The organism is Streptomyces sp. NPDC028722 (genome assembly GCF_040637655.1).
In the GTDB taxonomy this organism is placed as follows: Bacteria; Actinomycetota; Actinomycetes; order Streptomycetales; family Streptomycetaceae; genus Streptomyces.
Genome location: NZ_JBEZWU010000032.1, coordinates 61,010 through 86,530 on the forward strand (window position 1 = coordinate 61,010; position 25,521 = coordinate 86,530).

Genomic DNA, 25,521 nt, shown 5'->3' on the forward strand with positions numbered 1-25,521 from the left:
CAACGGAGAAGGCGGCGACAAGTATCGAGCGAAGCAGTCTCTTACCCATAGTCGGCTTCGTCCTCACTTGAAGGTCCCCTCTTCCCCCGTCGGGTACGACGATGGCTCATTCGGGCACGTCGTGGCCACATAATCAATGCATCATGTTCCTGCATGTTCAGGACCCTGGGGGGTGGAGATTTGGCAACGAATCAGACTAAAGCTACACATCCCCATGCGGTGACGGAGATGTGCGAGCAAGGGGGCCGTCTCTACGCCGATGCGCTGCGTGCCGGACGCATCGCCCGCGCCGAGGCGGAATCCGCTCCGTGCCTGCTGGAGTTCGCCCTCCTGCACCCCGACCCCGACGATCCGGAATGGCTCCGTCCGGTTCCCGCGCCCGTGGCGCTCGCCCAGCGGCTCAGCCCCCTGGAGCGCGAGATCACCGAGCGCCGGCGGCTGTCGATCCAACTGGCCGACGTCTTCGAGCCGTTCATGGCACTCGCCGGCCCCGTGACCGCGACCACCGATTCAATCACGGTGCTGGAGGGCGGCGAGCGCATCAACGCGGCGCTGAACCTGGCCACGGCCCAGTGCCAGGGCGAGGTGCTCACGGTCCAGCCGAGCAACCGCTACTCCGAGCGCAGCCTCCTGCGGGGGCTGGAACGCGACCGGCCGCTCATCGAACGTGGTGTGAAGATCCGGACGCTGTATCAGCACACCGCGCGGTACAACCCGGAGAAGCTGGCCTACGTCGCCCAGCTCACCAACGGCAAGGCGGAGTACCGCACCATCGACGAACTGGTGGAGCGCCTCATCATCTGCGACGAGACCGTCGCCTTCATCCCCACCCGGGACGACCAGCAGGTCGCCCTCGAACTGCGCCACCCCGGCCTCGTCCGCTACCTGATCAAGGTCTTCGAGTTCATGTGGGACCGCGCGGTCCCGCTGAGCGCCGGCGCCCCCTACGAGACGGCCGCCGACGGCATCACCAACATCCAGCACTCCATCGCCAAGCTCCTCGTGGAAGGCCACGTGGACGAGGCCATCGCCCGCCGCCTCGGCATGAACGTGCGCACCTGCCGGGCCCACATCGCCAAACTGGCCCAGGCCCTCGGCAGCGGCAGCCGCGCCCAGCTCGGCTACCTCATCGCCCAGTCGGGCATCCTCGACCGGGACCAGTGAGTCCGTCTCCCCCGGCACCGCCCGGGGGCGCCGCCCACACGCCTCAGCGCGCTCTCGGGGACTCCCGGTCGGGCCCGGTGAGGGCGGTGGTCGGGGCGGGGCGCTGAAGGCCGTCCAGGCCCGCCTGGGCGATGCGCACGCCGAGCTGGGTACGGCTCGCCGCGCCCAGCGTCTCCGACAGCCGGGCGATATGGGCCCGGCAGGTGCGCACGCTGATGCCGAGCCGCTCGGCGATCACCGCGTCCTGGTGGCCCTCGGCGAGCAGCGCCGCGATGGACTGCTCGCGGTGCGAGATGCCCTCGATCCCCGTGTCGGGCAGCGGGGCGGTGAGCGGGATCGCCAGCCGCCACAAGCGCTCGAAGACGGTCACCAGATATTCGACCAGGGCCGGGTGGCGCAGCTCCAGGGCCATCGTGCGGTCGGTGTTGGCGGGGATGAAGGCCACCGTGCGGTCGAAGAGGATCAGCCGGTCGATGACCTCGTCCAGGGTGCGGGCCTCGACCGTGCCACCCATCAGCTCCAGGTAGTTGAGCAGGCCCTGGCCGTGCCGGGCCACGTGCGTGTAGAGGTCCCGCATGCGCACGCCCCGGCCCCGCAGGGCCAGCGCCCGGTGCAGGCCCTCGGTCAGCTCGGCCTCACGCCGGATGCCGCCCGGCTGCACGGTGAGCACCTCGGTGGTGCACGCCTCGGTGGCCTCGTCCATCGCGGCCTGGATGCGGGCGAGTCCGTCCAGTACGCGGATGGCGCTGCCCTCGGCGGACGCCGTCAGGGCCTGCGGCCGCCGGCCCAGGCCCGCGTACCGCTCGACGGCGGCCACCGCCGAGCCCACCCGCCGCTGACTCTCGCTGACCTCGTCGTAGACCCCGCGCAGCAGCCGGGTCATGACCTCCTGCGGGGAGGTCGGCACCAGCCAGTCCATGTCGTCGGGATCCGGGTGCAGCAGGGCCAGTTCCAGCAGGCAGGGCACCGGTCCGGCGTCCGTGCGCGGCACCCGTCCCCGGCGTACGGCCCGGGAATACACCCGATCCCCGGCCTCGCACAGCCGGTCGGCACCGTGAGGATGTTCCTCCGTCCCGTGCCCGGCCATCGCCCATTCCACCCCCGGTGTGCTGCCCTTCCGCAGCGCAACTATGCGCGGCGCCGACCGGGTCCGCAACACGGCTCCCCGGGCCCCGGCCGCCGCAATGCGCCGCTGTGCCCGGGTTCCGCCCCTGCTCCGCGCCGCACTCCGCGACGAGCCGAGGGTGCTGCCGGCGCTCCGGGGCCGTCACCCGGAGCGGTGACCTGCCGGGGGCCGTTGCCGCTACTTCAGGCCGATCGCCGCGCAGTTCGCCTTGTACCTGGCGGTGCAGATGTCGCCGACGGTGTAGATGCCGTCCGCGATGACGGTGTCCTTGACCGTCTTCCTGGTCAGCGCGCTCACCTGGACCAGCTTGGACGGAATGCCCTTGGCGGTGGGGCTGTCGACGCGGTCCTGGGTGAGGGCGTCGAACTGGATGTCCTTGCCCTGGATCTTGGTGACGGCGATCTGCGCGGCGGCGGCGGCCTCGTCCGGGTAGGACTTGTAGACGCTCATGTACTGCTCGCCGCTCACGACCCGCTGGACGCCGTCCAGTTCGGCGTCCTGGCCGGTGATCGGGGGCAGTGCGGTGACGCCGGCCGCCTTCAGGGCCTTGATGACGCCGCCCGCCATGCCGTCGTTGGCGGCGTAGACACCGGCGATGTCGCTCTTGCCGATCTGGGCGATCGCCTTGGCCATGTTGGCCTCGGCGTTCTCCGGCTTCCAGCCGGCGGTGTCGAAGCTCGCCGCGATGTCCACCTTGCCGTTCAGCTCGGAGAGCGCGCCCTCCTTGAACTGCTTGGCGTTCGGGTCGGTGGGCGAGCCGTTCATCATGACGATCTTGTCGGAGGTGCTGACGCCCGATCCGAGCGCCTCCAGCAGGGTGCGGCCCTGCACCTCGCCGACGAGTTCGTTGTCGAAGGAGACGTACGCGTCGATCGGGCCCTCGGCGAGGCGGTCGTAGGCGATGACCGGGATGCCCGCGTCCTTGGCCTTCTTCACCCCGGGAGCGATGACGTGCGCGTCCACGGCGTCGAGCAGGATGACGTCGACCTTGTCGTCGATCATGTTCTGGAGCTGCTCGGCCTGGCGGGCGGCGTTGGCGTCCGCGTTGGCGTACTCCACCTTGCCCTGCTTCTTGGTGAGTTCGGCCACCTTGTCCTTGATGATGGGGTAGTCGAACTTCTCGTAGCGGGTGTTGGCCTTCTCGGGGAGCAGCAGACCCACGGTGACGTCGTTGCCCTTGGTCGGGCTCGCGCTCGCTCCGTCCCCCGTCGCGTTCAGCACGCCACAGCCGGCGAGCGAGAGGGTCATCGTGGACGCGGCCACGGATATGGCGATACGGCGCATGCGAGGGCTCACTTCAGGTGCGTTCCGGACGTGGGTGCTGCAATACGACCCAGGTGTCTGAAAAGACAACGCGGAGGCCCCACCCGGCGTCAAGAAGAATCACTTAACGAGTGCGCAACGCCACGCACCGCTGACCCTGTGGAGGTTCCGCGAAACCCCCTTCAAATGCCCTTTACGGACCCTTCATCCAAAGGGAGTTCACGCGTCGGCAAAGTTCCGTACAACCCACCCGGTCGGCCACGCCCCGTGATCACGCACCTCCGGGCCACGCGTCGACTCGATCAGGAGAGCGAACAAACCCAGCCAGATGCACGGCCGTCAGGAGCTGGTGCGTCGGCGCCCCCGGGCACACGGAAGGGGCCGACGGGATCACTCCCGCCGGCCCCTTCCGGCCCGCTCGGTGCTGCTCGGCGCTGCTCGGTCCTGTTCAGTCCTGCTGCTGCCGCTTGGGCCGCCACACCACCAGCGCGCTGGTCTGCTGGACCTCCTGGTAGGGCACCAGGTCGCGCCGGTAGGAGGCGTGCACGGCGGCCTCGCGCTGCCGCATCGCCGTCGCCGCGCCGTCCAGGGCCGACTCCAGCTCCGCCACGCGGGACTGGAGCGCGGCGACCTGGTTCTCCAGTTCGATGATGCGCTTGATGCCGGCCAGGTTGATGCCCTCGTCCTGCGACAACTGCTGCACCTGGCGGAGCAGTTCGATGTCACGGGCCGAGTAGCGCCGGCCCCGGCCCGCGGTGCGGTCCGGGGAGACCAGACCCAGGCGGTCGTACTGGCGCAGCGTCTGCGGGTGGAGTCCGGAGAGCTGGGCAGCCACCGAAATGACGTAGACCGGGGTCTCCTCGGTCAGTTCATACGGGTTGCGCCGACGGCCGTCCATCACTCTCAGGCTCCCTTCGCGGCCTCGAACAGCTCCGCCCGCGGGTCCTCGCCCGCGGTCGCCTCGCGATACGCCTCCAGTGCGTCACGAGCCTTCCCCGACAGGTCCTGCGGGACACTCACCTCGACGGTGACCAACAGGTCGCCGCGCGTGCCGTCCTTGCGGACCGCGCCCTTGCCCCGCGCCCGCATCGTACGGCCGTTCGGGGTGCCGGGGGGCAGTTTCAGGGTGACGGCGGGGCCACCGAGGGTCGGCACCCGCACCTCGCCGCCGAGGGCCGCCTCGGCGAACGTCACCGGCACGGTGACGGTGAGGTTGTCGCCCTTGCGCCCGAACACCGGGTGGTCGCCGACGTGCACGGCCACGTACAGGTCGCCCGCCGGTCCGCCCCGCTCGCCGGGCGCGCCCTTGCCGCGCAGCCGGATGCGCTGCCCGTCGGTGACGCCCGCCGGGATGCGGACCTGCATCGTCCGGGACGACTTCGCGCGCCCGCTGCCCTTGCACTCCATGCAGGGGTGCTCCGCGATCAGGCCGCGGCCCTTGCAGTCGGGGCAGGGGTCGGTGAGCGAGAAGCCGCCGCCCGAGCCCCGGGCGACCTGCCCGGTGCCGACGCAGGTCGGGCACACGCGCGGGGTGCCGTTCTTGTCGCCGGTGCCCGAACAGGCCTTGCAGGGCGCCTGGGAGGACATCCTGAGGGGCACCGTGGCGCCCTCGATGGCCTCCGTGAAGCTCAGCGTGACCTCGGACTCGACGTCCTGGCCGCGCCGGGGCTGGGTACGGGTGCCCGCGGTGCCGCCGCGGTTGAACAGGCCGCCGAAGACGTCGCCTATGCCACCGCCGAAGCCGCCGGCCTGGGTGGAGCCCCCGCCGCCGAAGAGGTCGCCCAGGTCGAAGTTGAAGGAGCCGCCGGCCGCGCCCGGCCCGGGGCGGAAGCCGCCGTTGCCGAACAGGGTGCGTGCCTCGTCGTACTCCTTGCGCTTCTTGGGGTCGCCGAGGATGTCGTTCGCCTCGGAGATCTCCTTGAAGCGCTCCTCCGCCTTGACGTTGCCCTTGTTGGCGTCCGGGTGGAACTCGCGGGCGAGCTTGCGGTACGCCTTCTTGATCTCGGCCTCGGTGGCGTCCTTGGGGACGCCGAGGACCTTGTAGTAGTCCTTCTCGATGAAGTCCTTGGTGCTCATCCTCGACGTCCCTCCTTCCCCCGGGTCCTCAGGTCAGCCCTCGTCCGGGCCACCGCTCTCCTTGTCGTCGGCCGCCGGGGCCTCCTCGGCGTCCTCCGCCTTGACGGCCTGCGCGCCGGGCTGCGGCTCGGCGACGGCCACCCGCGCGGGGCGGATGGTGCGTTCGCCGATGCGATACCCCGGCTGGAGGATCGCCACGCAGGTCGTCTCGGTGACGTCCGGCGCGTAGGAGTGCATCAGGGCCTCGTGGATCGTCGGGTCGAAGGGCTCGCCCTCCTTGCCGAACTGCTGGAGGCCCATCTTGGCCGCGACGGTCTCCAGCGACTCGGCCACCGACTTGAAGCCGCCGACCAGTTCGCCGTGTTCCCGCGCGCGGCCGATGTCGTCGAGCACGGGCAGGAGCTCGGTCAGGAGGTTCGCGATGGCGATCTCCTTGACCGCGGTCCGGTCCCGGTCGACGCGGCGGCGGTAGTTCTGGTACTCGGCCTGGAGTCGCTGGAGGTCGGCCGTGCGCTCGCCGAGCGCCGTACGCACCTGGTCCAGCTGGGCCACCAGGCCCGGGTCTGCACTTACGTCCCCGGCCGGGGCCGCCCCCTCTTCGGGAGCGGCCTTCGGTTCGGCGTCGTCGGGGGTGGCGCCGGAGGGGACGTCGGGCTTCTCCTCGAAACCCGGGGTCTCCTCCGTCACGCGGCACCGTCCTTGCGCTCGTCGTCCACGATCTCGGCGTCGACGACGTCGTCGTCGGCCTTGGCCTCACCGGCACCGGCGGACGCGCCACCGGCGGCCTGGGCGCCCTGGGCGTCGGCGTACAGCGCCTGGCCCAGCTTCTGCGAGACGGCGGCGACCTTCTCCGTGGCGGAGCGGATCTCGCCGGTGTCCTCGCCCTTGAGGGCTTCCTTCAGCTCGCCGACCGCGGCCTCGACCTCGGTCTTGATCTCGCCGGGGACCTTGTCCTCGTTGTCCTTGAGGAACTTCTCGGTCTGGTAGACGAGCTGCTCGCCCTGGTTGCGGGTCTCGGCGGCCTCGCGGCGCTTGTGGTCCTCCTCCGCGTAGCGCTCGGCCTCCTCGCGCATGCGGTCGACCTCGTCCTTCGGGAGCGAGGAGCCGCCGGTGACGGTCATCTTCTGCTCCTTGCCGGTGCCGAGGTCCTTCGCCGTGACGTGCATGATGCCGTTGGCGTCGATGTCGAAGGAGACCTCGATCTGCGGGACGCCACGCGGCGCCGGCGGCAGACCGGTCAGCTCGAACATGCCGAGCTTCTTGTTGTAGGCCGCGATCTCGCGCTCGCCCTGGTAGACCTGGATCTGCACGGACGGCTGGTTGTCCTCGGCCGTCGTGAAGATCTCCGAGCGCTTGGTCGGGATCGTGGTGTTGCGCTCGATCAGCTTGGTCATGATGCCGCCCTTGGTCTCGATACCGAGGGACAGCGGGGTGACGTCGAGCAGCAGGACGTCCTTGACCTCGCCCTTGAGGACACCGGCCTGGAGCGAGGCGCCGATGGCGACGACCTCGTCCGGGTTCACACCCTTGTTGGCCTCCTTGCCGCCGGTCAGCTCCTTGACGAGCTCGGCGACGGCGGGCATACGGGTGGAACCGCCGACCAGGACGACGTGGTCGATCTCGCCGAGCTGGATGCCGGCGTCCTTGATGACGTTGTGGAACGGCGTCTTGCAGCGCTCCAGCAGGTCGGCCGTCAGCTGCTGGAACTGGGCGCGGGTGAGCTTCTCGTCCAGGTGCAGCGGGCCCTCGGCCGACGCGGTGATGTACGGCAGGTTGATCGAGGTCTCGGTGGAGGAGGAGAGCTCGATCTTGGCCTTCTCCGCCGCCTCACGCAGACGCTGGAGAGCCATCTTGTCCTTGGACAGGTCCACGCCGTGTCCGGACTGGAACTGCTTGACCAGGTAGTCGACGACGCGCTGGTCCCAGTCGTCACCGCCGAGGTGGTTGTCACCGTTGGTGGCCTTCACCTCGACGACGCCGTCGCCGATCTCCAGCAGGGACACGTCGAAGGTGCCGCCACCGAGGTCGAAGACGAGGATCGTCTGGTCGTCCTTGTCGAGGCCGTACGCCAGCGCGGCCGCGGTGGGCTCGTTGACGATGCGCAGGACGTTCAGGCCGGCGATCTCACCGGCCTCCTTCGTCGCCTGACGCTCGGAGTCGTTGAAGTAGGCCGGGACGGTGATGACCGCGTCCGTGACCTTCTCGCCCAGGTAGGACTCGGCGTCGCGCTTCAGCTTCTGAAGGATGAACGCGGAGATCTGCTGCGGGTTGAAGTCCTTGCCGTCGAGCTGGATCTTCCAGTCGGTGCCCATGTGGCGCTTCACCGAGCGGATGGTCCGGTCCACGTTCGTGACCGCCTGACGCTTGGCGACCTCGCCGACGAGCACCTCACCGTTCTTGGCGAAGGCGACGACGGACGGCGTGGTCCTGGCGCCCTCGGCGTTGGTGATGACGGTGGGCTCGCCGCCCTCCAGAACGCTGACGACGGAGTTAGTCGTGCCCAGGTCGATGCCGACCGCACGTGCCATGGTTGATTCCTCCAGCTGACTTGAGTGGAACAGGCTCAAGTGTGCATGAGGAGAGGCGATGGGTCAACAGACCTGAGCCAGCAAGACTCAAGTCTTATCCGTTCCTTACGCGCAAGTGGCCTGTGACCTGCGTTGATGCCTCGCGCCGGGGTGGCTGCCCAGGAACGCGCGGTCCACGCCGAGGCGGCGGGACAGGGACGCGCAGCAGCACCAGCACCGCGAGCAGCGCCGTCCCCGCGACCCACAGCGCGGCCCCGTCGCCCGTCCACCCCGCGTGGACGAGTACCCCGACGAGCACCGCCGAGAAGGAGCCGGCACCCAGCAGTACGACGGACCCCGGCGGGGTCAGCCCGAGCCGCCGCAGCCGGTGCGCGAGGTGGTCCGGGCGCCGGCGCAGCAGCGGGTGCCGGGCCAGGAGCCGGGCCAGGACCACGAGGACGGCGTCGGCGGCGGCGACCGCGCCGAGGCAGAACGCCACCGCCGCGCTCGGCCCGAGCGGGTAGCCCGCGCGCGTGAAGACCACGGACGACGCCAGCAGGAACCCCGTGAACAGCGATCCGCACGCCCCCATGCCGACCCGCGCGGGATGCCAGTTGTGCATCAGGAAGCCGGTGAGGGCGGCGGCGAACACGCTCAGCAGCACGGCGAGCCCGTCCATCACCTCCGCGGCGGCACAGGCCCCCGCGCCGAACGCGGTGACCACCCCGACCGTCCCCGCCAGGCCGTCCGCGTGGTCGAGGCCCTTGAAGGCCAGGGAGGCGAGCACGATGCAGCCCACGGCGAGCGCGCCGCCCGGCGCGCCCGTCTCGTCGTAGGGCACCACGCAGGCCGCCGCCACGGCCGTACCGGCGACGAGCACGCGCGCGCGGAGCCGCCACACGTCGGCCACCAGGCCGAGCAGGGCGACCGCGGCGGCGGCGGCCAGCAGCTTCCCCACCCCCTCGCCGAGCGGGGCGATCCGGGTCCATTCACCCACCCAGGCGACCAGACAGGTGACGACCACGACGGCGAGCCCGCCCAGCACCGGCAGGGGACGCTGCCGTCGCCGGTCGAGGACGCCCAGCCGCAGTGCGGGCACCCGGAGCAGCGCCGCGAGCACGGCGGCGAGGAGCAGAGCTGCGGTTGCGGCGGCGATCCCGTAGAGCACGGCTCTAAGGTAGGGGCGAATGTAGCAATTCGGGATGAATAACACGATCGGATTGCCCGGGTAACGCGGACGCAGGCCACCTCAGCGACCCAGATCACCCCGCACCCTGCTGCATCCCGGCGGATGATGGGGGTAGTCTCAGACGAACCGCATAAGTTACCGCTTAGTAATGTTGCTCGGTTAATCCCAGGCCGCCTCAGGAGCCCCCATGCAACTCGCCGCGATCATCGTGTCGCTGGTCCTGACCGTGGTCGGCGTCGCGCTGCTCGCCCGTGCCATCGGCCAGTTCGTCCGGCACTTCAGACTGGGCCAGCCCGTCCCCGCCGGATCCCGGACCGACAACCCCTACCAGCGCAGCGTGACCCTGGTCCGGGAGTTCCTCGGGCACACCCGGATGAACCGGTGGGGCATCGTGGGCGTCGCCCACTGGTTCGTGGCCATCGGCTTCCTGACGCTGCCGCCGACCATCATCAACGCCTACGGACAGCTCTTCCGGGCCGACTGGACCCTCCCGGTCCTCGGCGGCTTCCTGCCGTACGAGCTGTACATCGAGTTCATCGGCGCGATGACCACCCTGGGCATCGCGACGCTGATCGTCATCCGCCTGCTGAGCCTGCCGTCGCGGCCCGGCCGCAAGTCCCGGTTCGCGGGCTCGAAGATGGGCCAGGCGTACTTCGTCGAGTACGTCATCCTCATCATCGGCCTGGCGATCTACACCCTGCGCGGCCTCGAAGGCGCCCTGCACCACGTGGACCACTACGAGGCCGCCTACTTCGCCTCGTACCCGCTGGTCCTCGCCTTCAAGGGCCTGAGCCTCACCACGCTCCAGAACCTCACGTACCTCGCCGCCATGATCAAGCTGGGCACGACCATGATCTGGATGATCACGGTCTCGCTCAACACGAACATGGGTGTGGCCTGGCACCGCTTCCTGGCGTTCCCGAACATCTGGTTCAAGCGCAACGCCGACGGCTCCACCGCCCTGGGCGCCCTGGCGCCGATGACCTCCGGCGGCAAGCCGATCGACTTCGAGGACCCCGGCGACGACGACGTCTTCGGCGTCTCCCAGGTCGAGCAGTTCTCCTGGAAGGGCCTGCTCGACTTCTCCACCTGCACCGAGTGCGGCCGCTGCCAGTCGCAGTGCCCCGCCTGGAACACCGGCAAGCCGCTCTCCCCCAAGCTCCTCATCATGTCCCTGCGGGACCACGCCCACGCCAAGGCCCCGTACCTGCTGGCCGGCGGCGGCAAGACCATGGAGGGCGAGGAGAAGGCGAGCGAGGAGCAGCTGGCCGGCGTCCCCGCCGCCGCCCTCGCCGAGGCCGAGCGCCCGCTGATCGGCACCGCCGAGGAGAACGGCGTCATCGACCCGGACGTCCTGTGGTCCTGCACCACCTGCGGCGCCTGCGTCGAGCAGTGCCCGGTCGACATCGAGCACGTCGACCACATCGTCGACATGCGCCGCTACCAGGTGATGATCGAGTCCGCGTTCCCGTCCGAGGCGGGCACGATGCTCAAGAACCTGGAGAAGAAGGGCAACCCCTGGGGCCTGGCCAAGAAGCAGCGCCTGGAGTGGACCAAGGAGGTCGACTTCGAGGTCCCGGTCGTCGGCAAGGACATCGAGGACCTCACCGAGATCGAGTACCTGTACTGGGTCGGCTGCGCCGGCGCCCTCGAGGACCGCGCCAAGAAGACGACCAAGGCCTTCGCCGAACTCCTCCACATCGCGGGCGTCAAGTTCGCGATCATGGGCGGCGACGAGAAGTGCACCGGTGACTCCGCCCGCCGCCTCGGCAACGAGCCCCTGTTCCAGGAGCTCGGCATGGAGAACGTCATGGCCCTGAACACGGCGTTCGGCGAGGAACTGGACGACGACGGCAAGGTCACGGCGGAGTCCAGGAAGCCCAGGTCGGCGAAGAAGATCGTCGCCACCTGCCCGCACTGCCTCAACACGCTCGGCAACGAGTACCCGCAGCTCGGCGGCGACTACGAGGTCATCCACCACACCCAGCTGCTCCAGCACCTGGTGGACGAGGGCAAGCTGATCCCGGTCACCCCGGTCGAGGGCCTCATCACCTACCACGACCCGTGCTACCTGGGCCGCCACAACAAGATCTACACGCCCCCGCGCGAGATCATCGGCAAGGTCCCGGGTCTGCGCAACGAGGAGATGCACCGCCACAAGGAGCGGGGCTTCTGCTGCGGCGCCGGCGGCGCCCGGATGTGGATGGAAGAGCGGATCGGCAAGCGCATCAACAACGAGCGCGTCGACGAGGCCCTCTCCCTCAACCCGGACATCGTCTCCACCGCCTGCCCGTTCTGCCTGGTCATGCTCACGGACTCGGTGAACGGCAAGAAGAACGAGGGCAAGGCCAAGGAGTCCGTCCAGGTCGTGGACGTCGCCCAGCTGCTGCTGGACTCCGTCCGCACCCCGGTCGCGGACGACGAGCCCCCGGCGGGCACGGCCGACTCGGCGAACGAGCCGGAGCCGGAGCCGGTGAAGTGACGGCCCGCTGACCGTCCCGGAACCCGACGACACCCCCTGACCCGCACAGGCAGGGGGTGTCGTCGCGTGTGGGGTGGGCGGTCGCCCCCGTGAGGGGGCGGGACGGCCGGTCGTGTCCCGGGGAGGGGTCAGGCGTTCCCGGCGCCCGCCTGCTGCACGACCTCGAACGACCACAGGGTCGAACCGGAGGCCGCCGGCTTCGGCCGCTCGCCGCCGCCCTCGCCGCCGCCCTGGTGCGCGGACTTCATCGGGCCCTCCATCCACGCCTGGAAGGACGCCTCGTCACGCCAGCGCGTGTACACGAGGTACTGGTCGGTGCCCTCGACGGGCCGCAGCAGCTCGAACCACTCGAAGCCGTCGGAGTTCTCCACGGCGTGGGCCCGCGAGGCGAACCGCTTCTCCAGCGTCTCCCGCTGCTCGGCGGGCACGGTCAGCACGTTGATCTTCACTACGCTCATGGACCCATCCTGGACCATGGCCGAGGCCCGCACCGCAGGACGGCGGTGAAGGCGCGCCCGTGCCCACCTCCGGGGCCCCACGGGTCACAGCGATCCCAGACCGTTACCGAACACACGTACAACCCTTGCGCACCACGGCGGGTCTCCTGATCGCCGACCGCCCGTGAACCGCGGAACAACCCGTGATGAACGCGGACGGACGCACCCCATCAACTGCGGATGCCCCGCCAGGCATCCCCCGCATGCCGCAGGAGAACGCATGCACACGCACCAGCCGCGAGCAGTCCTCGCGACGGCCGTCGCCGCCGCGCTGACGGGCGGCCTGCTCACGTTCGCCGCCTCCCCCGCCACCGCCGCCGACTCCACCAAGGTCGTGAAGGCCGACTTCAACGGCGACGGGATCGGCGACGTCGCCACCGCGGCCGCCGGCGCCTACGTCAGCGGCCTCAAGAACGCCGGACAGGTCGTCGTCCTGTACGGCACCGCCACCGGTGTCTCCTCCGCCAAGCGCACCACCATCAGCCAGAACACCTCCGGTGTCCCCGGCACCGCCGAGGCCGGCGACTTCTTCGGCGCCGATCTGGCGTACGCCGACTTCAACGGCGACGGCTACGACGACCTCGCCGTCAGCACGCCGGACGAGAAGGTGGGCACCGACACGAACGGCGGCGCCCTGGCCATCCTCTGGGGCTCCAGCAGCGGCCTGACCGGCAAGGGCATCGACGTGCCCGACCCGGCCGCCTCCTCCCACGACTACTGGGGCCAGAACCTGGCCGCCGGCGACTTCGACGGCGACGGCAGGGCCGACCTGGTCGTCGGCAGCTCCGCCAGCACCCTGTACCTGTACCGGGGCGGCTTCACCACCGCCGGCGGCTACGGCAGCCGGACCACCGTCAAGCCGCCGATCCGGACGGGCAGCAACGACTACCCCTACGGCCCGCTGAACCTGACCGCCGGCGACATCAACGGCGACGGCCGCACCGACCTCGTCGTCGACGGCTACGAGACCAGGACGCAGTACGGCTGGAACACCAACTACTGGCTGCCCGGCACCAGCGGCGGCCTGAGCGGCGCCTCGGCCAAGGCCCTCAAGGCCGGCATCATCACCGCCATCGGCGACATCAACGGCGACGGCTTCGGCGACATCGTCAGCGGCGCCGACTGGGACACCAGGACCAGCGACGGCACGGCCATCCCGGACTCCGCCACCGGCGGCAAGGTCAACGTCACCTACGGCTCCGCGTCCGGCCCGGCCGCCACCACCGGCATCACCCAGAACACCGGCAACGTCCCCGGCTCCTCGGAGAAGGGCGACGCCTTCGGCTGGGAGCTCGACCTCGGCGACATCGACGGCGACGGCTACCAGGACCTCGTCGTCAGCAGCCCGCAGGAGGACATCGACGGCGTCCCCGACACCGGCAGCGTCACCGTCCTGTACGGCTCCGCCTCCGGCGTGAACACCGCCTCCCGCGCCCAGTCCTTCTCCCAGGACTCCGCGGGCGTCCCCGGCGGCGGCGAGAAGTCCGACCTGTTCGGCGCCGACGTCAAGCTCGACGACGTCACCGGCGACGGCAGGGCCGACCTGGTGATCGGCTCGTACGAGAACGGCGGCGACGGCGCGGTCACCTACCTGCCGTCCGACGGCACGAAGATCACCACGACCGGCTCGCGTGCCGTCGGCGCGTCCACCGTCGGTGTCTCCACCACCGGCACCCCGCAGTTCAGCGCCGTCTTCGCGGACTGACCGGCCACCGCGAGGGGCGGTGACCGGGCGCGTACCGGGGAAACCCCGAAGAATCCCTGGTCGTTCTGCTGACGGTCCCTTAGGGGATGTCACAGGTCGGCCGCAAAGCCGGGCCCGGACCGCCGGGCCCGGCACGTCGGCCGCCGGGACCAGGTACGTTCGATGACGTGGCTGGATTCAGGATCGGACGCGGGGGCCGAAACAACCGCACCCCCCAGGGACAACAGGCGCCGCAGGGACCGTCGTACGGCCGCGGCCCCGCTCAGGCCGGGGGGCCGCCGTACGGTCAGCCGCCGCAGGGCCAGGCGCCGTACGACCGGCCTCCGCACGGCCGGCCGCCGCGCGGACGGCAGGGCGGCGGCCCCTCGTACGGCTACCCGCCGGCGCCGCAACCGCCGTACCCCCGGACGGGACAACCGTACCCACAGTCCGGACCGCAGTACGGCTATCCGGGACCGGCCGGCGACGGGCCGGAGTACTTCGGCGACGACGGCCACCCGGGCCAGGGCCCCGGCACACACGACCCCTACGCGGCCAACAACCCGGGCCACACCCAGGCGTTCTCGGTCGACGAGGCCGCCGGCTACACCCAGGGCGCGACCTACCACGCCGGCTCACCCGCCGCACCCGCCGCACCGCTCGGCCCGCCCCTGCACTGGAAGGAACTGTTGCGGGGGATCGTCCTCTCCCCGAACGACACCTTCTTGCGGATGCGGGACTACACGATGTGGACCCCCGCCCTCGTCGTGACCTTCCTCTACGGGCTGCTCGCCGTCTTCGGCTTCGACGGCGCCCGCGCGGACGCGATCAGCGCGACGCTGTCCAACGCGGTGCCGATCGTGCTGGTGACGGCGGTCGTGATGGTGCTGGGCCTGTTCGTCCTCGGCGTGGTCACCCACACCCTGGCCCGCCAGCTCGGCGGTGACGGCGCCTGGCAGCCCACAGTGGGCCTGTCCATGCTGATCACGGCCCTCACGGACACACCCCGCCTGGTCTTCGCCATGTTCTTCGGCGGCGACGCCGGCTTCGTCCAGATCCTCGGCTGGGCCACCTGGATCGGCGCGGGAGCCCTGCTGACCCTGATGGTCTCCCGCTCCCACGACCTGCCCTGGCCGAAGGCGCTGGGCGCGTCGGCCATCCAGCTGGTCGCACTGCTGTCGATCGTGAAGCTGGGCACGTTCTGACCGTCCGCACACGAGAGCCCCCGGCACGACAGCCGGGGGCTCCTGCGCGTGAGCGACGGGACCTACCGCGTCGGCGGCCGGGCTCTCCGCACCCTCGGCGGGACTGTCCGCACCCCCATCGGCGGGACTGCCCGCATCGTCGGCGGGATCAGGCGTCGAGAACCTGCCCGGCCCGCTTCACCACGGGCGGCTCGACGCTCCACGGGAAGTTGATCCAGTCATCGGTGCGCTTCCACACGTACTCGCACTTCACGAGGGAGTGGGACTTCTCGTAGACCACCGCGGAGCGCACCTCGGCGACGGTGTCGAGACAGAAGTCGCGTACGAGCTTCAGCGTCTTGCCGGTGTCGGCGACGTCGTCGGTGATCAGCACCTTCTTGTCGGAGAAGTCGATCACGTTCGGCACGGGCGCGAGCATGACCGGCATCTCCAGGGTGGTCCCCACACCGGTGTAGAACTCGACGTTCACGAGATGGATGTTCTTGCAGTCCAGGGCGTAGGCGAGCCCGCCGGCGACGAAGACGCCGCCGCGCGCGATGCTCAGCACGACGTCGGGCTCGTACCCGTCGTCGGCGATGGTCTGCGCCAGCTCACGGATGGCGGACCCGAACCGCTCGTAGGTCAGGTTCTCCCGCACGTGTGCGTCACTCATGTCGTCGTCGCCCTCACACCTGGGTCCGATGGAAGTTCAGGAAGGAGCGCGAGGCGGTCGGCCCGCGCTGCCCCTGGTACCGGGACCCGTACCGCTCGCTGCCGTACGGCGACTCGGCCGGCGAGGTCAGCCGGAACATGCACAGCTGCCCGATCTTCATCCCCGGCCACAGCTTGATGGGGAGCGTGGCCAGGTTGGACAGCTCCAGGGTGACGTGCCCGCTGAAACCGGGGTCGATGAACCCGGCGGTGGAGTGCGTGACGAGCCCCAGCCGCCCGAGCGAGCTCTTCCCCTCCAGCCGCGAGGCCAGGTCGTCGGGGAGCGAGATGACCTCGTACGTCGACGCCAGCACGAACTCCCCGGGATGCAGGATGAACGGCTCGTCGCCCTCGGGCTCCACCAGCCGCGTCAGGTCCGCCTGCTCGACGGAGGGGTCGATGTGCGGGTACCGGTGGTTCTCGAACACCCGGAAGTACCGGTCCAGCCGTACGTCGATGCTCGACGGCTGCACCATGGATTCGTCGTAGGGATCGATCCGTACCCGCCCGGCGTCGATCTCGGCCCGGATGTCCTTGTCTGAGAGAAGCACGTAGCGAGGATACGCAAGCCGCGCGGAGCCGTGACAATCAGGACGGCTCCGCGCGCCCGCGGTGACTACCCGGCTACGAGGCGCGTCCCGTCACCACCGCCTGCCGCGGCTCCGGCACGACCGGGACCGCGCTGCGGAGCCGGGCACACCGCGGACACCGCACGAGCCGGCCGGGGCCGAGCCGGCCGGCCTGCTGCATCGGGAACGACGCGGTGCTGAAGACGTGCCCGTCCGCGCAACGGACAACGGTGCGTTCCATCAAGTCCCTCAAGTCCCTTCCCCAAGAGCCGCGTCCGGCGTTGCTGCCCGGACGGCAAAAGCCACATTACGGGATCAAAGAGACGACTCTCCAGGCGGCACTCCGGCCTCACCGAACCCCGCCGCCGGCGCTCCACGGTACGCCCCAACTCCGCCCGCCCGTAGCCGTATCCCACGCTGCGCCCGACTCAAACCCCTGACCTGCCGCCACCAGGGCTCCGCGATGATGTAAAGTGAGCGAACGTCCGGACACCGGCTCCACACGGGCCCGTCCGTACTTACGCGGGTGTAGTTTAATGGTAGAACATCAGCTTCCCAAGCTGAGAGCGCGAGTTCGATTCTCGTCACCCGCTCCACGAAGAAGGCCCAGGTCGAAGACCTGGGCCGTTTTGCTGTCCGCTGTGGTCACTCGTCGCGTGCCAGATCCGTGCCAGAAGGCTTGCCGGACGCCTTCCCTGCCGCGGCGGCCCGCGCCTTCCGCACGGCGGCGTCGAGGCCGGCGGCGACCATTTCCTGGCGCGCTTTGTCGGAGTGCTGGTAGATCAGCGCGGCCTTCTCGGACGACTGCCCGGCGCGGACCATCGTGTCCTTGATGTGCCTCCTTCATGGCGAGGGCGGAAGTTGGCGGACCGGTCTCTCGTCCATGCGGCGGAGAACGAGGAAGTAGGGCAGAGGGGCGGTATGAAGCAGGGGGAGGGCGGGCCTACGAAGTGGGTCTACTCTCCAGCAGTGTTTCCACCGTCAGGGTTCCTGCCAGCGTGCCCGTCAGCCATTCCGCGAGGTTCACGCTCTGGGACCAGCACTCGCCTTCGTGGTTGCACCACATGATGCCCGCAGGATCGCGGAAGTCGACCAGCGACCAGATAGTGCAGCCCCAGTCATAGATCAGTACCAGGCCGGCCGGGATGCGGCCGGACGGATCGGGGCCGTCCTGGTACAGGTCGGCGATGTCCGCGAAGTTGCCCTGGGCGGCCCCACCGCTCACGCCCAGGATTCCTTCGTTCGGGCCGAATCCGCCGTTGGCGACCTCGACGTACAGGCGCCGCAGGAGGGGAGGCAACGGGAACCCGATGGCCTCTTCCGCCGCGGCGACAGCCTCCGGTGTTGCGGGCGGTGGCAAAGTCCCCGCCCGCGCTACGATCCGCAACGCCTCGACAACCTCATCATCAGTCACGGGCTCAGACTCTCAGCCCCCAGTGGTCGGACGTGCCAGATGCTGCGGGAAACCACGGGGAACAGCGGGGAACCAGTCGGCTACCGCCTGCGCACCGTTCCGGGTCCACGGCAGGTCAGACGCATGACACCAGCCCAGCGCCTCGAAGCAGGTCATGCAGCCGCACCGCCCTGATCATCACTTGCCGGCATCCGCCGCGTGTGGTCACCGAAGTCGGCGACCAGGTCCAACCTGCCGCCGAGCGCCTCGACATAGCGCGCGATGACATCGAGAGTGGCGACGTCACCGTGCTCGATCTGGGACACGCGAGCGATGCTCACACCCATGCGGGCAGCCACGTCCCGATGGGCCAGCCCGTACTCCTTGTGCGCTCGGCAAGTTGGTGCCCACGGGCTTCTGCCAGCATCCCGAGGTCAATGACCTGGGGTTGATCGCTGTCCGGGTCGAGACATCAGCCGCCGACGTACGGCAGACCCGGGACGGGTCCGTACCGGCACTACGCAGCGATGACAGCGACCCCTGTTCTGCCCCCGTCGACGTCCACCACGGTTCCGTGCACGAAGGCCGCTTCGTCGCTGGCCAGCCAGACCACGGCATGAGCGATGGCGTCCGGCGTACCGACGCCACCGGCCGGGGTGCCCTTCATCATGATCTCGCCCGGATGGGGCTCGCCGCCTTCCGGGGCCGGGGGCAGGATCACGCCCGGTGAGACGGCGTTCACCCGCACGCCCCTCGGGCCGAACTCCGCGGCCCATGCCCGTGTGAGCGTCTCCATCGCCCCCTTGGTGGAGCTGTAGAGGGCACCGAGCGGAACACCCAGGCGCGCGATCCACGAGCCGAGGTTGATGATCACTCCGCTGCCGGCGTCAGCCATGGCGGGGGCGACGGCGGCGGTGAGGAAGAACGGCGCCTTGACGTTCACGCCGTAGACCCGGTCGAACGTCGCCTCGTCGGTGGCGGTGGTGCCGGGGGCCGGGTAGACGCCGGCGTTGTTCACCAGGATGTCGATCCGGCCGCCCAAGGTCTCACGGGCCCGATCTGCCAGGTCCCGGGAAGCCTCCATGCTCCCGTCGAGGGCCGCCGCCAGGAAATCGGCCCGCCCGCCGGATGCGCGGATCCCTTCCACGACGCGCGCGCCCCGTTCCCGATCGCGCCCGGACACGACGACGTGGGCCCCCTCGGCGGCGAACGCTTCGGCGATCGCCCGCCCGATATTGCTGGTGGATCCCGTGACCAGTGCCGTCTTGTCCCGCAGTCGTTCACCCATGACGTGATCTCCTTCGCCTCGCTGTGTGCGGACCAGGCTGCGCCGCATAAAATGGACCTGCAAGTCCAGAAAGCAGGGTGGAGAGGGGATCAGATGCCGGACGCGCCGACCGCGAAGGGTCGCGCCACACGGGCCCGCATCGTCGAGGGGGCGGCCGAGGTACTGCGCGAGCAAGGCGTCGGCTTCACCACGCTCGACGACATCCGCAGCCGCACCGGCACGAGCAAGAGCCAGTTGTTCCACTACTTCCCCGACGGCAAGGACGAACTGCTGCTGGCGGTCGCCCAGTTCGAGGCGGACCGCGTCCTGGAGGACCAGCAGCCGCACTTGGGACGGCTGGACTCCTGGGAGTCCTGGCAGCAGTGGCGGGACGTGGTGGTGGAGCGCTATGAACGGCAGGGCGACCAGTGCCCCCTGGGGTCACTGTTCCTCCAGGTCGGGAGGTCCCGCCCCGGCGCGCGGGCGATCGTGACGGAGCTGATGCGCGGATGGCAGCAGCAGCTGGCCCGCGGTATGCGCGCCCTCCGGACGAAAGGCCTGGTTTCACCGGACCTGGATGTGGACCGGACCGCCGCCGCGCTGCTGGCAGGCGTTCAGGGAGGCGTGGCCATCATGATGTCAACGGGCGACTCGACCCACCTCAAGGCAGCACTCGACACCGGAATCGAGCACCTCCGCGCGACGGCGGGCGAGGTCAGGTAGCCGCGGACGGGCTCTTCTTGCGGGCGCGGTACGCAGCCGCCTTGATCTTGTTGCCGCAGGACTCCATCCCCCAGGTGAGAGACCCGGGAGAACGCGGTCTGGGCCCGCGGGTGGCGCGCGCACCAGAACCGCACCACAACCGCACCACGAGCGCCGGGCTAGCTCCCGGCGGGCCTCTCCCCGTGGTGCGTGTCGGGCTGCGGCCGGTCGTCGTCGTTGTGGTGGTTCGTGCGCTCGGCGTGGACCATGTCGTCCAGCCGCGGCCGGGGTGCCGTGGAGTCGGGTGCCGGAACGGCGGACGAGGGCGTGGCTGTCGGTGTCGGTGTCGGGCCGGTCGTCAGCGAGAAGGTGTCTCCGGGGCGGACCCGGGCGTAGAGCCACTGGATGTCTTCGGCGCCGAGGCCGATCCAGCCGCCGCCGACGTCGTCGCTCAGGGCCTTGAGCTGCGGGGAGAAGAGGCCGACGTAGTGCGGCCGGCCCTCCCTGTCGCGCAGCTCGACCACGTACCGGACGCTCACCACGGTGGGGCCTATGGTCCGGCCCCCGGGTGACACGTGGTGGCTCTGCTCTCTCGGATCTTCTTTCGTGACCACGGTCATCGGGCTCTCGGCCTTGCGCAGGGCGTCGGATTCGGAGAGGACCGGCATCACCCGACCGTCGAACGTGAGGGTGCGCCGGGAGAGATCGAGCGTGTCGGAGAAGGCCGTCGGGGAGGCCGTGGCCGGGGGCCGGTGCCCGGCCGGGTGGTCCGGGGCCGTGCCGAGGTGGAGGCTCAGGGCGAAGCCCAGCAGCGCGAGGGCCGCGGTCCCCGCGCCGAGGCTGGCGGCGGCACGGCGACGGCGCCTGCGGCGCATCGCCCGGGCACGTGTCGCGGGACCGCCGACGACCGGAGCGGTCTCCTGTGCCGCGGCCAACTCGCGCAGCGCGGAGGAAAGTTCATCGGCCACGGCCGCTCTCCTTCCTGACCGGCCCGTCGGCCTCGTCGACCGGCCCTTCGGCCTCGTCCCCCGCGAGACGCTTCGCCAGCTCCGCCCGCCCCCGGGACAGCCTCGCCTTGACCGTCCCCACGGGCGCGCGGGTCTCGGAGGCTACCTGCTCCACACTCAGGTCGCACAAATGGTGCAGGACGATCGCCATCCGCTGGGCCTCGGGCAGTTCCCGAAGTGCGGCCACGAGCGCGGCGTACTCGGGGTTCGGCCCCGGGGTGGGGTCGGGCGGCGGAGTGCGCCGCACCAGTTCGAGCCAGCGCCTCGAGCGCCGCCAGCGGCTGACCGCCAGCCGCATGGCCACGGTGCGGATCCATGCCTCGGGAGCACCGTCCGCCAGGAACCGCTGGCGCCGGTCCCAGGCTCGTACGAAGGCTTCCTGTACGACGTCCTGGGCCTCGCCGTGGTCTCCGGTGAAGGCGTAGAGCTGTCCGGTGAGCCGGGGGAACGCGGCCGCGTAGAAGGCGTCGAACTCGTCCTCGGTCATGCCTCCACCGAAATCTCTGTCCTTTGCTTGCAACCCGGCCGCCACCGCCGTGCGTACAGGTCCCGTAGTCGCGTAGGTCGCAGCCGGCGAAGCGCGGCCCTTCGGGTAGACGGTGCGCGGAGGTTCCGGGCTCCCTCTTCCTCGACGGTGTCGGCTCGTCGGCTGATCAACCTACCGGCACACCGCACAGTTGCCCGACCCGGACGGACGCCCGCACGTCCGGCCGCGACGGGGTTCCCGAGCCTAAGGATTGCCCAGGTGCCACCGACCCACGATGTGCTCCCCACCGGCCACGACTTCGCCACGTACGCCCGGACGCGCTGGTCCCGGCTGCTCGTGACCGCGCGGCTGCTCACCGACGATCCCGGTGCGGCGGAGGAATTGGTGCGCAGAACACTGGTGCGGACGTACGCGCGGTGGCGGCGCGTTCCGCGCAACGACACGGACTTCCATGTGCGGCGCTGTCTGGTGCAGGGCCACTTGCGCCGGTTGCGCGGTCGGCGGGCCGCGCGGCGGCGGACGGTTCTCGTGCTGCGGATCTGGGAAGGGCTGGCGGACGCGGAGATCGCCCAGTTGCTGGGCTGCTCGGTGGGCGCGGTACGTGCCTGTGCCCGTCACGGTCTGAAGGCGGCCGGCGGCGACCCCGGGCGGCTGCGCGAGGTGTACGCCCGTGCCGCCCAGGACATCGTCCCGTCCGAGGTGCCGCTGGCCGATGTCCGGGCAGCAGGGGGCCGCGTGCGGCGGCGACGCCTCGTCGTGGCCTCGGCCGCCGGCGCGGCGCTGCTCGTGCCCGTCGCCCTGCTCGCGGCGGATGGTGACGGGGGCGGCGGTGCGCAGGGCGGGACGGGGACGCACCAGGACCAGGCAGGGGACCGTGCGCCTTCGGCGACGAACCCGGTCCGGGTCGTGGCGCCGGGCGAGCGGGTGACCGTCGCACCGGGGCTACGGGTGTGGCTGACGGCCGACGGCGGGCACTGGTCGGTGCCCACCCATCTCCCGGAGAACGGCGGCGACCGGCCGCTCGACGAACCCGGCGTCTCCGTGCGGGTGGACAGCGTGAACGGTGGGTTCCTCCTGTCGGGCCTCTTCCGCGGCCTGAGCGGCGAGCCGGGCCGGGTCGAGGTGAGGACCGGTGACGGCGAGGCCATCGCGAAGGTCCTCGTCCTGGCGGGAAGTCCGGGCTGGGGCGTCTGGTACACGAGCCCGCCGTTGTCGGACAAGGACGTACGGCTGCTGCTCGACGCGGGATCGGGCGAGCGGATCGTCACGGTGTACGACGCCTCGGGCAAGGTCGCCGCACGGTCGGACAGCACGTGGTGACGGCCATGGACGCGGACGACGGGACGGCCGGGCAGCGAACGGCGCGAACGGCACGGCGACCGGGAAAGGGGAGGAGGCCGGTCCCCGGGCGGGGAAAGCGCGCGCCGCTGCGGACCAGGTTCCGGCGCACCCGGGGCCGACGACTTCGCCGGTTGTTCTACGCCTTCCTCACCCTGATCGCGACACTGTGCGCGGCGGCCGTCGTGGCGTACCACTTCACGACCGTCCCGAAGCCGCACCCCGAGACCGTCACCCAGAGCACCGTGTTCCTCGACTCGGGGGGCGCCTATCTGGGCCGGCGCGGACCGGTCGACCGGCAGGACGTCCCGCTGTCCGCGGTCCCCGGGCATGTGCAGGAAGCGGTGATCGCCGCGGAGAACCGCTCCTTCCGTACGGACAGCGGGATCTCGCCGCGGGCCGTCGCACGGGCCACCCTGGCGACGCTGACGGGCGGTGACCCGCAGGGCGGCTCCACCATCACCCAGCAGTACGTGAAGAACGCGCTGCTGAGCCCGGAGCGATCCCTGTCCCGCAAGGCGCGCGAGGCGCTCATCGCGATCAAGCTGGACCGTACCCGCAGCAAGGACGAGATCCTCGAGGGCTATCTCAACACCGTGTATTTCGGGCGTGGCGCCGCCGGTATCCAGTCCGCCGCGCGCAACTACTTCGGCGTGGACGCGAAGAGCCTGACGCTCGCCCAGGGCGCCGCGCTGGCGTCCATCATCAACATCCCGTCGTACTACGAGAAGGCGGGCTCCGATCCCAAGGTGACCGCCAAGCTGGAGAACCGCTGGGAGTGGGTGCTCGACGCGATGGTGGCGAGCGGGAGCATCACGGCCGGGCAGCGGGCGGCAGCGCGTTTCCCGGCGTTCCGGTTCTATCCGCCGGGCGAGACCGAGGGGCAGCGGCAGTATCTGATCGACATCGCGGCCAAGGAGGCCGCCGACCGGCTCGGCATCGCCGAGGACCAGCTCGCGAGCGGCGGTTACAGCGTGACGACCACCTTCGACCTGGCGGCGCAGGACCGTGCCACGCAACTGGCCGGGGAGAGTCCCGGGGGCAAGGGCGTCCGGGTGCACACGGCCGTCGTGGGGATGGTGCCCGGTGACGGAGCGGTACGGGTGCTGTACGGGGGCTCGGACTACGCGCGACAGCCGTTCAACGACGCGGTGAGCGGGGCGGTGGAAGCGGGGACGGCCCTCGAGCCGTTCGCCGGGGTGAGGCGGGCGGACGAGCCGCTGGGCACACTGCTGAAGACGGCGGCGCCGACTCCGCTGGACGTGGCGTCGGCGTACGCGATGGTGGCGGCGGACGGCAGGTACGCCACGCCTTACACCGTCGCGCGCATCACGCGGGAGGGCCGCACCGTCTACCGGGCGCGTCCCGGCGTGCGGCGGGTGCTGGACGAGAAGGAGGCGAGGGCGGCGGGCGCACGAACGGGGTCCGGGCCGACGCCCGTCGCCGCCGGCTCGCCGGGCGCGAGGGCGAAGGTGTTCATCACCGGCGGAGCGGGTGGCGGGGTCACCCGGCGGACCGTGTGGACCTCCGGGTACGACGGCCGACTCGCCCTGACGGTCGCGCTGTTCGCCGACCGGGCAGGCGGCAGAAAGGGAACGGCGGTGCCCGCGCGACTGCCGAACGAGCCGTCACCGGCCGAGTTCGCACAGCGGGTGGCGGCGGGGGTCTGGAAGGTTGCCGGATAGGGAAGCACCGTCCCCCCGTGCCGGGCCCCCGGGATTCAGTTCTCCGTCACGCGGTACCAGTAGGTGCCGCCGACCGGGTGCTCGTGGACGGGGCGGCCCCGGCTGCCGCTGGCGTGGAACGGCCTGCCGTGGCTGCGGGCGACGACCGAGGTGCCCGCCGCGACCAGGGCCCACCGCCGGGCGGCCCGCGGGCGGCCCGGTTCCCGGGCCCGGTCCGGCCGCTGACCGTTGCGGGCTCTTCGGGTGGGCGTGGGTGTGCGGTGGGTGGGGTCGGTCCGGCTGGTGGGGAGGGCGCCGGAGTTCGTGGCCGCGGGCCCGGTTTCCCGGGGTGCCTCCGGCTGAGGGCGTTCCGGGGGTTCCCGCGTGAGCTCAGGGTCTGGTCCGGGTTCCGGTGGTGGGGCGGACGTGGGGGCTCCGGACCGTTCCGCGGGGTCCGGTTCCGCGTCCGTGGCGGACCGCCGGGCGCTTTCCCGGACCGCGTCCGCCAGGGCCCAGCTTCGGTGCGGCTCGGCGAGTTCCTCGGCGGTCGCCCTGCACACCTGCCCGAAGCGGGAGACGACCGCGTTGTCGGCCGGGACGCCTTCCCCCTCGCAGTACCGGTGCAGCGTCGGGGTGCTCATGTGCGCCCGCTTCGCCGGAGCCTCGTGACTCAGCCCGGACCGCTGCTTCAACTCGCGCAGCAGCGCCGAGAAATCGGCGATCCCCTCAGCCGCCCCACCAGTCCTCCATCCCGTTCGCCATCCCAGGGAGGTCGCATTTCCCCAGGTCAGAGCCGGTGAAGGCATCCCAGCATCCCAGAATCGCCGACGGAACGGCCGATGGGACGCCGCATGGCACAGGCTTGGGTCATCCCAGCACGGCACCTCGCCGGCCAGGGTGCTCGGTCACGCCCGACTCGGCTTCCACGGCCCGCGCTTGCGGCGCGTGCGTCCGGGCCCGTCCGCGTCCCACGCGGCACGGCAGGGCATGACCGGCCGGCACAGACCACGTTCAGACATCCCTCTTTCCGGGATACAGAGAAAGCAGTTCATCCATGCGCATCACCAGTCGCTCCGCCTCCCGTACGGCCGCTTCCTCCATGGTCGTCGCCGCCGCCCTAGGCAGTGTCTTCAATTGATCTTGAGTCGTGGATCATGGTCGGGTGATACGTCGTCATGAACTGACCGACATGGAGTGGGAGTTCGTCCGGC

At 70.6% G+C, this 25,521-nt stretch carries 23 protein-coding genes, 1 tRNA gene and 2 pseudogenes; 8 read left to right on the plus strand and 18 right to left on the minus strand.

The genetic code is table 11. The annotated features are described in order from the left end of the window. Positions 1-153 precede the first annotated feature (153 nt). Positions 154-1,164 (plus strand): helix-turn-helix transcriptional regulator, encoded by a 1,011-nt coding sequence (locus AB0F03_RS32805; protein ID WP_361998768.1) that lies wholly within the window; start codon positions 154-156, stop codon positions 1,162-1,164. Positions 1,165-1,207: 43 nt separating this feature from the next. On the opposite strand, the gene AB0F03_RS32810 is transcribed toward AB0F03_RS32805, so the two are convergent. The 7 genes from AB0F03_RS32810 to AB0F03_RS32840 form a co-directional block, all read right to left on the minus strand. After that, complete coding sequence (locus tag AB0F03_RS32810) at positions 1,208-2,251, minus strand: LuxR C-terminal-related transcriptional regulator (RefSeq protein WP_361998771.1); 1,044 nt, start codon at positions 2,249-2,251, stop codon at positions 1,208-1,210. Between the two features lie 216 nt (positions 2,252-2,467). After that, positions 2,468-3,574 (minus strand): substrate-binding domain-containing protein, encoded by a 1,107-nt coding sequence (locus tag AB0F03_RS32815; protein ID WP_361998773.1) that lies wholly within the window; start codon positions 3,572-3,574, stop codon positions 2,468-2,470. Positions 3,575-4,001: 427 nt separating this feature from the next. Continuing rightward, a complete protein-coding gene (locus AB0F03_RS32820) occupies positions 4,002-4,451 on the minus strand; it encodes a helix-turn-helix domain-containing protein (RefSeq protein ID WP_361998776.1) in 450 nt (149 codons plus the stop codon). A gap of 5 nt (positions 4,452-4,456) precedes the next feature. Then, the gene (gene dnaJ / locus AB0F03_RS32825; protein WP_361998778.1) at positions 4,457-5,629 is read right to left on the minus strand and encodes a molecular chaperone DnaJ; all 1,173 of its coding nucleotides are present in this window, start codon (positions 5,627-5,629) and stop codon (positions 4,457-4,459) included. A 33-nt stretch (positions 5,630-5,662) separates the two neighbouring features. Beyond that, on the minus strand, positions 5,663-6,316 hold the full coding sequence (grpE, locus tag AB0F03_RS32830; RefSeq protein ID WP_361998781.1) for a nucleotide exchange factor GrpE: 654 nt from the start codon (positions 6,314-6,316) through the stop codon (positions 5,663-5,665). Then, a complete protein-coding gene (gene dnaK / locus AB0F03_RS32835) occupies positions 6,313-8,157 on the minus strand; it encodes a molecular chaperone DnaK (RefSeq protein WP_361998784.1) in 1,845 nt (614 codons plus the stop codon). Before dnaK ends, grpE begins: the two co-directional genes overlap by 4 nt. Before the next feature lie 94 nt (positions 8,158-8,251). Beyond that, complete coding sequence (locus tag AB0F03_RS32840; protein ID WP_361998786.1) at positions 8,252-9,304, minus strand: MraY family glycosyltransferase; 1,053 nt, start codon at positions 9,302-9,304, stop codon at positions 8,252-8,254. Between the two features lie 208 nt (positions 9,305-9,512). Here AB0F03_RS32840 and AB0F03_RS32845 point away from each other — a divergent pair, with 208 nt between their 5' ends. Then, complete coding sequence (locus AB0F03_RS32845) at positions 9,513-11,807, plus strand: (Fe-S)-binding protein (protein WP_361998789.1); 2,295 nt, start codon at positions 9,513-9,515, stop codon at positions 11,805-11,807. Between the two features lie 128 nt (positions 11,808-11,935). On the opposite strand, the gene AB0F03_RS32850 is transcribed toward AB0F03_RS32845, so the two are convergent. Then, positions 11,936-12,265 carry an antibiotic biosynthesis monooxygenase gene (locus tag AB0F03_RS32850; protein ID WP_361998792.1) on the minus strand — a complete coding sequence of 110 codons (330 nt, stop codon included), beginning with the start codon at positions 12,263-12,265 and terminating at the stop codon, positions 11,936-11,938. 259 nt (positions 12,266-12,524) lie between these two features. Between AB0F03_RS32850 and AB0F03_RS32855 the strand changes: the two genes are divergently transcribed. Then, the gene (locus tag AB0F03_RS32855; RefSeq protein ID WP_361998794.1) at positions 12,525-14,009 is read left to right on the plus strand and encodes an FG-GAP and VCBS repeat-containing protein; all 1,485 of its coding nucleotides are present in this window, start codon (positions 12,525-12,527) and stop codon (positions 14,007-14,009) included. Positions 14,010-14,095: 86 nt separating this feature from the next. Further along, on the plus strand, positions 14,096-15,193 hold the full coding sequence (locus AB0F03_RS32860; RefSeq protein ID WP_361998797.1) for a YIP1 family protein: 1,098 nt from the start codon (positions 14,096-14,098) through the stop codon (positions 15,191-15,193). A 148-nt stretch (positions 15,194-15,341) separates the two neighbouring features. Here the strand turns inward: AB0F03_RS32860 and AB0F03_RS32865 are convergent, their stop codons facing one another. The 3 genes from AB0F03_RS32865 to AB0F03_RS32875 form a co-directional block, all read right to left on the minus strand. Then, on the minus strand, positions 15,342-15,845 hold the full coding sequence (locus tag AB0F03_RS32865) for a phosphoribosyltransferase (protein ID WP_356945018.1): 504 nt from the start codon (positions 15,843-15,845) through the stop codon (positions 15,342-15,344). A gap of 13 nt (positions 15,846-15,858) precedes the next feature. Beyond that, a complete protein-coding gene (gene dcd / locus AB0F03_RS32870; RefSeq protein ID WP_121787742.1) occupies positions 15,859-16,434 on the minus strand; it encodes a dCTP deaminase in 576 nt (191 codons plus the stop codon). A gap of 73 nt (positions 16,435-16,507) precedes the next feature. Further along, positions 16,508-16,693, minus strand: coding sequence for a hypothetical protein (locus AB0F03_RS32875; protein WP_361998800.1), 186 nt, complete (start codon positions 16,691-16,693; stop codon positions 16,508-16,510). A gap of 281 nt (positions 16,694-16,974) precedes the next feature. Between AB0F03_RS32875 and AB0F03_RS32880 the strand changes: the two genes are divergently transcribed. Beyond that, a tRNA-Gly gene (locus tag AB0F03_RS32880) sits at positions 16,975-17,048 on the plus strand. A gap of 49 nt (positions 17,049-17,097) precedes the next feature. On the opposite strand, the pseudogene AB0F03_RS32885 reads toward AB0F03_RS32880, so the two are convergent. The 4 genes and pseudogenes from AB0F03_RS32885 to AB0F03_RS32900 form a co-directional block, all read right to left on the minus strand. Further along, positions 17,098-17,286: pseudogene (locus tag AB0F03_RS32885) on the minus strand (site-specific integrase); the annotation flags it as partial. Between the two features lie 109 nt (positions 17,287-17,395). After that, positions 17,396-17,866: an SMI1/KNR4 family protein gene (locus AB0F03_RS32890; RefSeq protein WP_361998803.1), complete on the minus strand. Its 471-nt coding sequence runs from the start codon at positions 17,864-17,866 to the stop codon at positions 17,396-17,398. A gap of 152 nt (positions 17,867-18,018) precedes the next feature. Further along, positions 18,019-18,210, minus strand: a pseudogene (locus tag AB0F03_RS32895) (helix-turn-helix transcriptional regulator); the annotation flags it as partial. Positions 18,211-18,362: 152 nt separating this feature from the next. Beyond that, complete coding sequence (locus tag AB0F03_RS32900) at positions 18,363-19,133, minus strand: SDR family oxidoreductase (RefSeq protein ID WP_361998806.1); 771 nt, start codon at positions 19,131-19,133, stop codon at positions 18,363-18,365. A gap of 93 nt (positions 19,134-19,226) precedes the next feature. Between AB0F03_RS32900 and AB0F03_RS32905 the strand changes: the two genes are divergently transcribed. After that, positions 19,227-19,835 (plus strand): TetR/AcrR family transcriptional regulator, encoded by a 609-nt coding sequence (locus tag AB0F03_RS32905; RefSeq protein WP_361998809.1) that lies wholly within the window; start codon positions 19,227-19,229, stop codon positions 19,833-19,835. A gap of 158 nt (positions 19,836-19,993) precedes the next feature. Here the strand turns inward: AB0F03_RS32905 and AB0F03_RS32910 are convergent, their stop codons facing one another. After that, entirely contained in the window at positions 19,994-20,782 is a 789-nt protein-coding gene (locus AB0F03_RS32910) for a hypothetical protein (RefSeq protein WP_361998812.1), read from the minus strand. After that, positions 20,772-21,308, minus strand: coding sequence for a SigE family RNA polymerase sigma factor (locus AB0F03_RS32915; RefSeq protein WP_361998814.1), 537 nt, complete (start codon positions 21,306-21,308; stop codon positions 20,772-20,774). Before AB0F03_RS32915 ends, AB0F03_RS32910 begins: the two co-directional genes overlap by 11 nt. A 258-nt stretch (positions 21,309-21,566) precedes the next feature. Between AB0F03_RS32915 and AB0F03_RS32920 the strand changes: the two genes are divergently transcribed. Further along, positions 21,567-22,628, plus strand: a complete 1,062-nt coding sequence (locus tag AB0F03_RS32920) for a sigma factor-like helix-turn-helix DNA-binding protein (RefSeq protein ID WP_361998817.1) — start codon at positions 21,567-21,569, stop codon at positions 22,626-22,628. A 152-nt stretch (positions 22,629-22,780) separates the two neighbouring features. Beyond that, complete coding sequence (locus AB0F03_RS32925) at positions 22,781-24,331, plus strand: transglycosylase domain-containing protein (protein ID WP_361998820.1); 1,551 nt, start codon at positions 22,781-22,783, stop codon at positions 24,329-24,331. A 35-nt stretch (positions 24,332-24,366) separates the two neighbouring features. On the opposite strand, the gene AB0F03_RS32930 is transcribed toward AB0F03_RS32925, so the two are convergent. Continuing rightward, on the minus strand, positions 24,367-25,116 hold the full coding sequence (locus AB0F03_RS32930; RefSeq protein WP_361998822.1) for a helix-turn-helix domain-containing protein: 750 nt from the start codon (positions 25,114-25,116) through the stop codon (positions 24,367-24,369). Between the last annotated feature and the right edge of the window lie 405 nt (positions 25,117-25,521).

Excerpts from the sequence above, each read along its gene's own strand:
- AB0F03_RS32815 (WP_361998773.1), bottom strand. The coding sequence starts at position 3,574 with ATGCGCCGTATCGCCATATCCGTGGCCGCGTCCACGATGACCCTCTCG.
- AB0F03_RS32845 (WP_361998789.1), top strand. The coding sequence starts at position 9,513 with ATGCAACTCGCCGCGATCATCGTGTCGCTGGTCCTGACCGTGGTCGGC.
- AB0F03_RS32850 (WP_361998792.1), bottom strand. The coding sequence starts at position 12,265 with ATGAGCGTAGTGAAGATCAACGTGCTGACCGTGCCCGCCGAGCAGCGG.
- AB0F03_RS32905 (WP_361998809.1), top strand. The coding sequence starts at position 19,227 with ATGCCGGACGCGCCGACCGCGAAGGGTCGCGCCACACGGGCCCGCATC.
- dnaJ (WP_361998778.1), bottom strand. The coding sequence starts at position 5,629 with ATGAGCACCAAGGACTTCATCGAGAAGGACTACTACAAGGTCCTCGGC.
- AB0F03_RS32930 (WP_361998822.1), bottom strand. The coding sequence starts at position 25,116 with ATGCCTTCACCGGCTCTGACCTGGGGAAATGCGACCTCCCTGGGATGG.
- AB0F03_RS32860 (WP_361998797.1), top strand. The coding sequence starts at position 14,096 with ATGTCACAGGTCGGCCGCAAAGCCGGGCCCGGACCGCCGGGCCCGGCA.
- AB0F03_RS32855 (WP_361998794.1), top strand. The coding sequence starts at position 12,525 with ATGCACACGCACCAGCCGCGAGCAGTCCTCGCGACGGCCGTCGCCGCC.
- AB0F03_RS32875 (WP_361998800.1), bottom strand. The coding sequence starts at position 16,693 with ATGGAACGCACCGTTGTCCGTTGCGCGGACGGGCACGTCTTCAGCACC.
- AB0F03_RS32820 (WP_361998776.1), bottom strand. The coding sequence starts at position 4,451 with ATGGACGGCCGTCGGCGCAACCCGTATGAACTGACCGAGGAGACCCCG.
- AB0F03_RS32900 (WP_361998806.1), bottom strand. The coding sequence starts at position 19,133 with ATGGGTGAACGACTGCGGGACAAGACGGCACTGGTCACGGGATCCACC.
- AB0F03_RS32805 (WP_361998768.1), top strand. The coding sequence starts at position 154 with ATGTTCAGGACCCTGGGGGGTGGAGATTTGGCAACGAATCAGACTAAA.
- AB0F03_RS32915 (WP_361998814.1), bottom strand. The coding sequence starts at position 21,308 with ATGACCGAGGACGAGTTCGACGCCTTCTACGCGGCCGCGTTCCCCCGG.
- dnaK (WP_361998784.1), bottom strand. The coding sequence starts at position 8,157 with ATGGCACGTGCGGTCGGCATCGACCTGGGCACGACTAACTCCGTCGTC.
- AB0F03_RS32810 (WP_361998771.1), bottom strand. The coding sequence starts at position 2,251 with ATGGCCGGGCACGGGACGGAGGAACATCCTCACGGTGCCGACCGGCTG.
- AB0F03_RS32865 (WP_356945018.1), bottom strand. The coding sequence starts at position 15,845 with ATGAGTGACGCACACGTGCGGGAGAACCTGACCTACGAGCGGTTCGGG.